A 10974-nucleotide genomic window follows, 5' to 3' on the forward strand; every position below is an offset into this window, starting at 1 on the left:
GAGGCCGAGCGCGGCGTCATCGCCGAGTTGCTCCGGGACAGCCGGGCGTCCGCCGCGAGCGTCTCCCGGGCCACCGGCCTGGCCACCTCCACCGCGCACCGCGTCGTCCGCCGGGTCCTGGACGAGGGATGGGTCAAGCCGCGCCTGGAGACCGTGTCGGAATGGCTCGGCTTCCAGACCCCGTTCATCCTCCGCCTGCGGGTGGCGCCGGGTGCGACCCCCGAGGTCATGCACGGCATCGACCAGCTCCCGCAGACGCGGCTCGCCGCGCATGTCGCCAGCGACATGTCGGTGCTCGCCACCGGCCTGGTGACGGACCGCTCAGCCCTGGCGCGCTTCGTCGACGACGAACTGGCCAGGATCCCGGGCCTCCTCGGCGTCAGCGTCGCCGTCATGCTCGCCGAGCCGCGCCGCTACTGGCTGGACCGCGACCTGACCACCGGCCTCGGCGCGTTCCACGCGCCGAGGCTGCTGTAGGACGGGGGCGGGCTCAGCTGGTGCCGAACCCGCGCGTGCTGTAGGCGCACTCCGTGTAGATGTAGCCCGACCTGAGCTTGGCCGTGTCCGAGGCCGGGGTCGCGGTCGAACTGTCGGCGCGGTGCACGAAGTACGTGGTGCCGGTCGGCAGACTGATCGTCCTCTGCGGGTAGCTCTTGCCACTGCTGCACGGCTTGAACCCGGACAGCAGGGTGGTGGTCAGGGAGTACGTCGTGCAGCTCCCGCAGCCCTTGAGCTTGAAGCTTCCGGTTACCGGCCCGGTGTAGAGAACCGTGATGTCGTCCGGGCTGTCGTTCTTGACCGTGACGGAGATGCTGCCGCCGGACGCGGTCGTCGGCAGCTTCTTGCCCGCGGCGGGGACCGTCTGGGCCACCTCGGCGGCGATCGCGATCTTCTTGGCGCGGGCCAGGTTCTTGTCGTGCGAGTTGTTCTTCACGAAGTCGTTCATCGTGCTGAGCGCCGAGTCGAAGTCGCCGTCCTTGTACTGCCAGACGCCGCACTGATAGGCACCGGCGTCGGCCTGGCTGCCGGCCCGTTGCGCGTCCGCGGCGAGGGCGTCGGCCACGCCCGCCTGTCCGCCCTGAAGACTCCCGATCTGGGTGGAGAGACTCGACAGCTCCGTGACGGCCGAGCATGGTTGGCCGCCGCTCACACCTTGTGCCGCCTTGCTGACAGCCGACTTGACGGACGGTTCGACCTGACCTGCCTGGGACGACTGCGGGAACGTGGCCAGCAGGTCCCCGAAGTTCGTCGTCCAGTCCGCGCTGTGGGCGGCCAGCCCGGTCGAGGCGCACTCGTACAGCGAGGTGGCCAGGCGGTCGTCCGGCCAGGTGGTCAGCGTGCCCAGCTGCTTCTTGCCGATGGTGCCGGGGACGGTCCGCAGATACTTCAACTGGGGTATCGCGTCACAGTAGTTCTGGTTCGGGTAGGCCCCGGCGACCGTCGTGTAGAACGTCTTCAGCCGGTCGGGCACCTTGCCGGCCGCCCGCGATCCGGAGTGCGCGGTGGTGAGGTCGTCGTACACGCCCAGCGCCTGGCGGTAGTGGGGTTCGGCCGAGGAGAACGACAACTTCCCGCTGTCCGACACGAGTTGGTCGGCCTTCTCCAGCCGGTCCAGGAGCATCTGCTCGGTCGCCTCGTCGCGCGCGTTGTCGTACAGCACGACTCCCCCGGCCGGTACGGCGAGCAGCACCAGGCCCAGCACGACCGCGACAGGTGTGGGCGCGGGCCAGGCCAGCCGGGTGCGCAGACCGACCGACGCGCCGTGGACGGCGGCGGCCACGAGGAACACGAGGTACAGAACGACGAACGGGCCCGAGACACCGTCCGGGTCGGCGGGCAGAGCCACCAGCAGCAGGACGATGGTCGCGACCCAGCACACGGCCATCAGCAGCCAGCGGCGCGTCAGCGCGTAACCGAGGCCGAGGCCACTGAGGTTGAGGAGACCGACCGCGACGGATCTGAGTCGGTCGGGCGGAGCGGGTGGCGGAGACGAGGGCATGGGTGGAACAGCGAACCCCTGATACCCCTGATAACCGCCGTACTGGTCCCCGGACATGATTCTCCCCCCGCTCAACAACGCCCCCGTTACCGTGACTTGTCAGTGTACGGTCGGGTTAGCTGCTAGGACAGTGGAGACCGCGGGCCACCTCCGCCCCGCAGCACCCTGGAGAGCCCGAGCGCCGCCGTCCGTACCGCCGGGGCGAGTTGGGCGGGCCGGAAGCGGGTGCGCGGTACGGCGACCGAGAGGCCGGCGACCGCGGTGTCGCCGGCGAACACCGGGGCCGCGATGCAGCTCACCCCCGAGGCCGCCTCCTGCTCCTCGTAGGCGAGGCCGGAGACCTGGATCTTCTCCAGGGCCGTGCGCAGCCGGGCCGGGTCGGTGATCGAGTGCGGGGTGAGGCTCGGCAGCGGGCGGGACAGCACCTCCTCCGTCAACTCGGCGCCGGAGAAGGCCAGTAGGGCCTTGCCCACGGCGGTGCAGGTCAGTGGCAGGCTGCCGCCGATGCGGGAGGGCAGTCGCAGGGCCTCGTGGCCGTGGATGCGTTCCAGGTAGACCACCTCCATGCCCTCCCGGACGCCGAGGTGGATGGTCTCGCGGGTGGCCTCGAACAGGTCCTGGAGGAACGGCAGGGCCGTCTCGCGCAGATCGCGCCGGTGCGGGACCAGAGAGCCCAGCTCGAACAGCTTCGCACCGAGCAGATAGCGGGGGCCCGAGCGCTCCAGCCAGCCCAGCCCGACGAGGTCGGCGGCCAGCCGGTGGACGGTGGGCTTGGGCAGTCCGGTGCGCTCCGAAAGTTCCGACAGGCGGTACGGTCCGCCGCTCGGACTGAAGCAGTCGAGGATGAGCGCGGCCTTCTCCAGCATGCTGCCGCCCGCGTTGTTCCGTGTCACGGAACAAACATTGTCCCCTGGAGGGGATGCTGTCTATACCGAGGGGTGTACCCGCACTGCTCTCCCAGGAGGTAACCCGTGCCCACCGAGCCCGACGGCGCCCGCCCGGACGCCGGGTCACCGGCCGTGGCCAAGGCCGCCGACCTGCTGGCGGAGGCCACCCGTACCGGGGTCGCCTGTCCGCCGGTGCGCGACCTGCTCGACGGCGGCGGCCTGGAGACCGCCTACGCCGTCCAGCAGCTGAACGTCCGGCGCGATCTGGACGCCGGACGCCGGATCGTCGGCCGCAAGATCGGCCTGACCTCCCCCGCCGTACAGCGTCAACTCGGCGTGGACCAGCCGGACTTCGGCGCGCTGTTCGCCGACATGGCGGTGCCGGACGGCGGTGAGGTGCCGGTGGGCCGCCTGCTCCAGCCGAAGGTCGAGGCGGAGGTCGCGCTGGTCCTCGGCCGGGACCTGCCGCACCCCGAATGCACGATCGTGGACGTGCTGCGCGCGGTCGACTTCGCGCTGCCCGCACTGGAGATCGTCGACAGCCGGGTGCGGAACTGGGACATCTCCCTGGTCGACACCGTCGCCGACAATGCCTCCTGCGGTCTGTACGTGCTGGGCGGCACGCCCGTACCGCTGACCGCCGTGGACCTGCGCGCGATCACGATGACCATGAGCCGGGACGGCGAGACCGTCTCCGAGGGCATCGGCGCCGACTGCCTCGGCAGCCCCCTCACCGCGGCGGTCTGGCTGGCCTCGGCCCTCGCGGAACGGGGCGACCCGCTGCGCGCCGGCGACCTCGTCCTGACCGGCGCCCTCGGCCCGATGACGCCCGCCACCCCCGGCAACTCCTTCGAGGCGCACATCTCGGACCTGGGCTCGGTACGGGTCCGTTTCGCCAACGAAGCCACGGAAGGGAACGGCAAGTGACCACGAAGGTCGCCATCATCGGCTCCGGCAACATAGGCACCGACCTCCTGATCAAGGTCCTGCGCCTCTCGGAGACCCTGGAGATCGCCGCACTGGCCGGCATCGACCCGGACTCCGACGGCCTGGCCCGCGCCCGCCGCCTCAAGGTCGCCACCACCCACGAGGGCGTCGAAGGACTCGTCAAACTGGACGAGTTCGCCGACATCGACCTCGTCTTCGACGCCACCTCGGCCGGCGCCCACCGCCACCACGACGAGGTCCTACGGCCCCTGGGCCGCACCCTCGTCGACCTCACCCCGGCCGCCCTCGGCCCGTACGTCGTCCCGCCGGTCAACGGCGACGCCCACCTCGACGCCCCGAACGTCAACATGGTCACCTGCGGCGGCCAGGCCACGATCCCGATCGTCGCCGCCGTGGGCGCGGTCTCGCCGGTCCACTACGGCGAGATCGTCGCGTCCATCGCCTCCCGCTCGGCCGGTCCGGGCACCCGCGCGAACATCGACGAGTTCACCGAGACCACCTCCCGGGCCATCGAGGCGGTCGGCGGCGCCGCGCGCGGCAAGGCGATCATCGTCCTCAACCCGGCCGAACCCCCGCTGATCATGCGGGACACCGTGCACTGCCTGGTCTCCGACTGCGCGACCGAGGCGGTCACCGCGTCCGTCGAGGAGATGGTCGGCCGCGTCCAGGCGTACGTGCCCGGCTACCGGCTCAAGCAGAAGGTGCAGTACGTCCGGGTGACGGCCGACGACCCGCTGCGCGCCCTCGCGCCGGACGCGGGCGAACTGCTCAAGGTGTCGGTGTTCCTGGAGGTCGAGGGTGCCGCCCACTACCTCCCCGCCTACGCCGGGAACCTCGACATCATGACCTCGGCCGCCCTGCGCACCGCGGAACGCATGGCCGCCCGCACCGCCAAGGAGGCAGCCAAGTGACCCCGTCGCTCTACGTCCAGGACGTCACCCTCCGGGACGGCATGCACGCCGTACGGCACCGCTACACCGTCGACCAGGCCCGCGCGATCGCCGCCGCCCTGGACGCGGCGGGCGTGACCGCCATCGAGATCGCCCACGGCGACGGACTCTCGGGCTCCAGCATCAACTACGGCGTCGGCGCGCACACCGACTGGGAGTGGATCGAGGCCGTCACCGACGTCGTACGACAGTCGATCCCCACAACGCTGTTGCTGCCCGGCATCGGAACCGTCCACGACCTCAAGCAGGCCCACGCCCTGGGCATCCGCTCGGTCCGGGTCGCCACGCACTGCACCGAGGCCGACATCTCCGCCCAACACATCGCCGCCGCGCGGGAGTTGGGCATGGACGTGGCCGGCTTCCTGATGATGTCCCACATGGCCGAGCCGGCCGAACTCGCCCGCCAGGCCAAGCTGATGGAGTCCTACGGGGCCCACTGCGTCTATGTCACCGACTCCGGGGGCCGGTTGACGATGGACGGCGTCCGGGACCGCTTCCGCGCGTACCGCGAAGTCCTGGCCCCGGAGACCGACTTGGGCATCCACGCCCACCACAACCTCGCGCTGGGCGTGGCCAACACGGTCGTCGCGGTCGAGGGCGGCGCGATCCGCGTCGACGCCTCCCTCGCGGGCCAGGGCGCGGGGGCGGGCAACTGTCCGCTGGAGGCGTTCGTCGCGGTCGCCGACCTGATGGGCTGGAAGCACGGCTGCGACCTGTTCCCCCTCATGGACGCGGCCGACGATCTCGTACGACCGCTGCAGGACCGCGAGGTACGGGTGGACCGCGAGACCCTGAGCCTCGGGTACGCGGGTGTGTACTCCAGCTTCCTGCGCCACGCCGAGACGGCCGCCGCCCGCTACGGCCTCGACACGCGCAGCATCCTGGTCGAGGCCGGGCGGCGGGCGATGGTCGGCGGCCAGGAGGACATGATCACGGACATCGCGCTGGACCTGGTCGCCCGCGCGGCGAACCCGGCCTGAGCCCGGACCGGCCGCGAGGACGCGGGTGTCGGCACCTCATGACGCCGACACCCGTGGGGAGTTGAGGCGGACCGACCCGACGGTATTGAGTTGGTCTAGTCCTCTTGACGGAGAGTCGTGCGAGCGCTTTGGTATATACCAAAGCCTTCACGCGCCACCCCCCACCACTCCCCCCTTATAGGCACCCCCGAAAGGGGATCTGTCATGCGCCTGGCAAGACTCGCGGCTTCCGTGTGCACCCTCGCGCTCTCGGTCACCGGCGTCACCGTCGCCGTGGCCCCCGCGAGCAGCGCCGCGGGAAGCAGCGTCTACTCCGTGGCCCCCTACGTCGACATGTCGAACAGTCAGGAAGGACTGCTCGACACCGCCATCACCGGACACCAACTCAAGGCGTACACAGCTGCCTTCGTCCTCGGCGTCGGCTGCAACCAGATCTGGGGCGACACACTCCCCATCGGCAACGACTCCTTCACCGACCCCCTGATCGCCAAGGCGAAGTCCGAGGGCGCGTCGGTCATCATCTCCTCCGGCGGTGCGAGCGGCGAGCCGCTGGCCTGGACATGCTCGACGCAGAGCAGCATCGACGCCGGATACCAGGCCATCATCAACGACTACGGCGTCACCCAGCTCGACTTCGACATCGAGGGCGCCGCCATCGCGGACACCGCGGCGGTGGCCCGCCAGATGCAGGCGATGAAGGACCTCAAGGCGGCCAACCCGAACCTGAAGTTCTCCATGACCCTGCCGGTGCTCACCAGCGGGCTGACCGGCGACGGCGTCAACATCGTCAAGGCCGCCAAGACCGCGGGCATCAAGATCGACGTCCTCAACATCATGGCCATGGACTACTACGCGGGCACCGGCACCGAGATGGGGCAGGCCGCCGTCTCCGCGGCGAAGGCCACGCTGGCGCAGATGCAGTCCGTCGACTCCAGTTACACCTATGCCAACCTCGGCATCACCCCGATGATCGGCAAGAACGACGACGGCTCCACCTTCACCCTGGCGGACGCCCAGACGGTGGAGAGCTTCGCCGCGCAGAACAGTGTCGGCCGGCTGGCGTTCTGGGCCATCACCCGGGACCAGGCGTGCAGTGGCAGCGCCAACTCCCTGCCCACGTGCAGTCAGATCAGCCAGAACAGCCTCGCGTTCACCGACGCGTTCGTGCCCTACACGGGCACGGGCACGGGCGGCGGCGGAGGCACCACCAGCGACTTCTCACTGTCCCTGTCGCCGGGCTCAGCCTCGGTCGCCCAGGGCGGTTCGGCGACCTCGGCCGTCTCCACCGCCGTCACCTCCGGCAGCGCCGAGTCCGTCAGCCTCTCCGCCTCCGGCGCGCCCTCCGGCGTCAGCGTCTCGTTCAGCCCCAACTCCGTGACTTCCGGGGGCAGTTCGACACTGACGGCGACGGTCGGCTCGTCCGTGGCCGCGGGCAGCTATCCGATCACCGTCACCGGCACCGCCGCGACCGGCAGCCACACCGCCACCTACACACTCACGGTCACCACCAGTGGTGGCGGAGGCGGTGGCGGGGGCTCGCTGACCAACGCGGGCTTCGAGACCGGCAGTCTGAGTCCGTGGACCTGCACGGGCGGCAGCGCGGTGGTCTCCAGTCCCGTGCACAGCGGAAGCCACAGCCTCCAGGTCACGCCGAGTGCCAGCAGCACCGGCGAATGCGACCAGACCGTCACCCTGTCCCCCAACAAGAGCTACACACTCACCGCCTGGGTCCAGGGACCGTACGCCTACCTCGGGGTGAGCGGCGGCGCCTCCGCGAGCACCTGGTCCAACAGCACGAGCTGGAACCAGTTGTCGGTCCCCTTCACCACCGGCAGCAGCGGGACGGTCACCGTGTTCGTCCACGGCTGGTACGGCCAGTCCAACGTCACGGCTGACGACTTCACGCTCAGCTAGCGACCCGCCGACGTACCGGCGCCGGTGCCCAGGGGACCCCTGTCCTCCTGGGCACCGTCGGCGTCCACCGGGACGACCGGCTCGCGGCGGTTGTGGCGGCGGATGACCAGCCACGTTATCCAGCCGACGCCGATGATGAACCCGAAGCTGATGATCCGGTAGAGCACGACCGTGGCGATGGCGGTGCTGGTCGCCACGCCACCCGTGACCAGCCCGAGGACGAGCGCGCTGTCGATGATGCCGAGTCCGCCCGGGATGATCGTGAGGGTGCCGGCGGCCATGCCCGCGCAGAAGGCGAGCAGCAGTTGGGCGTTGCTGATCTGCGTGTCGCTTATGGCGTGGAAGCACAGCCACAGACAGCCCGCGTCGAGCAGCCAGTTGAGGACGGCGAAGACGGCGGCGGCGATCGCGTGCCGGGGTTGCAGCCGGGCGGTGCGGAGTTGCTCGACGAAGCCGCGGATCCGGTCGAGGCCCTGGGTCTCGGGAAGGTGCCGCAACCTGTTGACCTTGGCCAGCGCGGCGCGGGTGGCCGGTTCGACCTTCTCGGGGTGCCGGGTGATGCGCCGGATGCCGACGGTGAGCAGCAGGACGGCCAGGCCGAGGGTGACCAGGCTGTGCCACTGCAGGCTGCCGTCGGAGGCGATCGCGGAGATCGCGGTGACGACGGCCAGGGCAGCCGCGGAGAGTATGCCGGACAGCGCGATGCACCAGGAGGCGACGGCGGGCGTGGCTCCGAAGCGCCGCATCTGCTGGTAGTTGAAGTGGGTGGAGAAGGCCGGTCCGCCGGGCAGCGTGACGCTGAGCGAGTGGGCGGCGTAGGCCAGGGCGACGTGCTTCTGGATCGGCACTATCACCCCGGCCGAGCGCAGCAGCCGACGCTGCATGCGCGCGTAGCAGCCCATGGCGGCGACCTCGGCGACGAGCGCGACGGCGAACCAGTTCAGGCGGGGTGCGCGCAGCTGTGACAGGGCGGCGGCCAGCGACGGCCAGCCCAGCACCAGTTCCGTGGTGAACAGCGCGAGCAGGACCGTGATCACCAGCGGGCGCAGCCAGCGCCGGGTGCGACGCGGCTCCGTGTCGGCCGGTTCGGGGGTGATGGCGGTGGTGTCCGGAGCGTGCACAGGCAGGACCGTCGATTTCGTGAAGTGAGCTTCAACCGTCGGCGATCCCGGCGCCGCTCAGTGCGGGGACGGTGTTCTCCGAGCGGACGAGGGAGCGGGCGCCGAGGCGGAACTGTGCCAGTTTATGCACGATGGCCCGGCGGACCGGAGTGTGCCCCCGTCCGTTCGTCCCGCGCGTACGCCGTCTCCGCGCGCGACCGCGCGGGCCCCGGCGCACGAAGGGGCCCGCATCGCGCCGGAATTCAGACGGAGTCGGCGTGCTCCTCATCGCGGCTGGTCTCCGCCACCTTCGGCTCCGGCTCGCCGGTCGCGCGGCGGCCGGGCAGGACCGCGAGGACGATCAGCGTCCCGGCGGCCATGATGATCCCGCCGACCAGGCTGGTCTGCGCGACTCCGTGGGCGAAGGCCTCGTGCACGGCGTCGACCAGGGCCTGTGCCTGCTGCGGTCCGGCGGACGGCGTCTTCGCGATCTGCTGGGCGACCGCCAGGCCGCCGCCGACCGAGTCCCCCGCGGTGTCCAGCGCGGCGGCGGGAAGGTGGCCGCCGACCAGGTCGGTCAGCCTGTCCTTGTAGGTGGTGCCGAGCAGCGAGCCGAGGATGGCGATGCCGAGGGAGCCGCCCAGTTCCAGCGCGGTGTCGTTGGCGCCGCCGCCGACGCCGAGCTCGTTCTCCGGGAAGGAGCCCATGATCGTGTCCGTGGCCGGGGAGACGCTCAGTCCGATCGCGAAGCCGAGCAGCATCATCGTGGGCAGGAAGTCGCCGTAGGTGGAGGTCTTGTCGATCTGGGTGAGCAGGAAGACCGCCACGGTGCCGAGCACCATGCCGGTCACCACCATCGGCTTCATGCCCAGCCTGGGAGTGAGCCGTCCGGTGACCGCGGCGCCGAGGAACACGGCTCCGGCCAGCGGCAGGAGTCGTACGCCGGTCTCCAGCGCGTTGTAGCCGAGGACGAACTGCAGGAACTGCGTGGCGTAGTAGATCGCGCCGAAGGTGCCGAAGAAGAAGAACAGCACCGCCGTCATCGAGCCGCTGAAGGGGCGGTGGGCGAACTTGCGGACGTCGAGCATGGGGTGCGGGTGGCGCAGCTCCCAGGCCACGAAGGCGGGCAGTCCCACGGCGGCGACGACGGCCGCGGTGACCGGTCCCGCGCCCCAGCCGAAGTGCGGGCCCTCGATGATGGCGTAGACGAGGCTGCCGACCGAGACGATCGAGAGCAGACCGCCCACGTAGTCGATGCGGAACGCCGTGTCGGCCTTGGACGGCGGGACGAGGACCAGGGCGCCGACCACCGCGAGGACGGCGATGGGGACGTTGATCAGGAACGTGGAACCCCAGGCGTGGCTCTCCAGCAGCCACCCCGCGACCAGCGGGCCGACGGCGATGGCGAGGCCCGAGGTGGCGGTCCACGCCGTGATGGCCCGCGCCCGCTCGTGCTTCGGGAAGATCGCGACCAGCAGGGACAGCGTGGCCGGCATGACCACGGCCGCGCCCACTCCCATGATCGCGCGAGCGGCGATGACGAGCCCGGTCTCGTGGACGAGGCTGCCCATCACCGATCCCCCGGCGAAGATCACCAGGCCGGTGACGAGGGCGCCGCGGCGGCTGTACTTGTCGCCGATCGAGCCCAGTACGAGCATCAGCGCGGCGTACGGGACGGTGTAGCCGTCGATGACCCACTGCAGATCGCTGCTGCTCAGGCCGAGGTCCATGGTCATGTCGGGTGCGGCCACGATCAGCGAGGTGTTCGCCATGACCACGATCAGCAGGCTCAGGCACAGCACGATCAGGGCGGACCAGCGGCGTGCGTAGGGCCCGGCCATCCGGTCGACGGGGGTGGTGACGAAGAGCGGCATCGGGGACTCCTGGGGACGCATTAATTGCTCACTGATGTGCAGGCTATTTTATTGCTCACCGATGTGCAACTATGCCGGGACGAGCCAGCCCCTCCAGGAGGTGTCGACGTGATCAGCCGCAGCAGCTCCAGGGCGCACGCCACCCGCGCCCGCATCCTGGAAGCGGCCCTGCGGGAACTGGGCCGCGACCCCGACTGCAGCCTCGGCGACATCGCCGGAGCCGCGGGCCTGGCCCGGCGCACCATCTACGGGCACTTCACCGGGCGGGCCGCGCTCGTCCAGGGCCTCGCCGCGGACGCCGGGGAGGCGGTACGGCGGGTGA

Annotated in this window: 10 protein-coding genes and 1 pseudogene; 6 read left to right on the forward strand and 5 right to left on the reverse strand. The window is 70.6% G+C overall.

Annotated elements, in window-relative coordinates; translation table 11 throughout:
• The coding region (locus R6V09_RS34620) for an Lrp/AsnC family transcriptional regulator (RefSeq protein WP_317885422.1) at positions 1-477 on the forward strand (477 nt) is incomplete at its 5' end.
• Positions 478-490: 13 nt separating this feature from the next.
• On the opposite strand, the gene R6V09_RS34625 is transcribed toward R6V09_RS34620, so the two are convergent.
• Both R6V09_RS34625 and R6V09_RS34630 read right to left on the reverse strand, forming a co-directional pair.
• On the reverse strand, positions 491-1999 hold the full coding sequence (locus R6V09_RS34625) for a hypothetical protein (protein ID WP_317885423.1): 1509 nt from the start codon (positions 1997-1999) through the stop codon (positions 491-493).
• A 122-nt stretch (positions 2000-2121) separates the two neighbouring features.
• On the reverse strand, positions 2122-2865 hold the full coding sequence (locus R6V09_RS34630) for an IclR family transcriptional regulator (protein ID WP_317885431.1): 744 nt from the start codon (positions 2863-2865) through the stop codon (positions 2122-2124).
• Positions 2866-2970: 105 nt separating this feature from the next.
• Here R6V09_RS34630 and mhpD point away from each other — a divergent pair, with 105 nt between their 5' ends.
• The 4 genes from mhpD (at position 2971) to R6V09_RS34650 (ending at position 7678) form a co-directional block, all read left to right on the forward strand.
• Entirely contained in the window at positions 2971-3813 is an 843-nt protein-coding gene (gene mhpD / locus R6V09_RS34635; protein WP_317885424.1) for a 2-keto-4-pentenoate hydratase, read from the forward strand.
• A complete protein-coding gene (locus R6V09_RS34640; RefSeq protein ID WP_317885425.1) occupies positions 3810-4745 on the forward strand; it encodes an acetaldehyde dehydrogenase (acetylating) in 936 nt (311 codons plus the stop codon). The genes mhpD and R6V09_RS34640 overlap by 4 nt, the downstream gene beginning before the upstream one ends.
• The gene (dmpG, locus tag R6V09_RS34645) at positions 4742-5764 is read left to right on the forward strand and encodes a 4-hydroxy-2-oxovalerate aldolase (RefSeq protein WP_317885426.1); all 1023 of its coding nucleotides are present in this window, start codon (positions 4742-4744) and stop codon (positions 5762-5764) included. Before R6V09_RS34640 ends, dmpG begins: the two co-directional genes overlap by 4 nt.
• Before the next feature lie 204 nt (positions 5765-5968).
• Positions 5969-7678 (forward strand): carbohydrate binding domain-containing protein, encoded by a 1710-nt coding sequence (locus R6V09_RS34650; RefSeq protein WP_317885427.1) that lies wholly within the window; start codon positions 5969-5971, stop codon positions 7676-7678.
• On the opposite strand, the gene R6V09_RS34655 is transcribed toward R6V09_RS34650, so the two are convergent.
• The 3 genes and pseudogenes from R6V09_RS34655 to R6V09_RS34665 form a co-directional block, all read right to left on the reverse strand.
• Positions 7675-8799: a lysylphosphatidylglycerol synthase transmembrane domain-containing protein gene (locus R6V09_RS34655; RefSeq protein ID WP_317885428.1), complete on the reverse strand. Its 1125-nt coding sequence runs from the start codon at positions 8797-8799 to the stop codon at positions 7675-7677. The genes R6V09_RS34650 and R6V09_RS34655 overlap by 4 nt on opposite strands.
• Before the next feature lie 31 nt (positions 8800-8830).
• Positions 8831-8956: pseudogene (locus R6V09_RS34660) on the reverse strand (VOC family protein); the annotation flags it as partial.
• An 85-nt stretch (positions 8957-9041) separates the two neighbouring features.
• Positions 9042-10652 carry an MFS transporter gene (locus tag R6V09_RS34665; protein ID WP_317885429.1) on the reverse strand — a complete coding sequence of 537 codons (1611 nt, stop codon included), beginning with the start codon at positions 10650-10652 and terminating at the stop codon, positions 9042-9044.
• Positions 10653-10760: 108 nt separating this feature from the next.
• On the opposite strand from R6V09_RS34665, the gene R6V09_RS34670 reads away from it, so the two are divergent.
• On the forward strand, positions 10761-10974 hold a 214-nt coding region (locus R6V09_RS34670), incomplete at its 3' end, for a TetR family transcriptional regulator (RefSeq protein WP_317885430.1).

The organism is Streptomyces sp. W16 (genome assembly GCF_033194735.1).
Classification (GTDB): domain Bacteria; phylum Actinomycetota; class Actinomycetes; order Streptomycetales; family Streptomycetaceae; genus Streptomyces.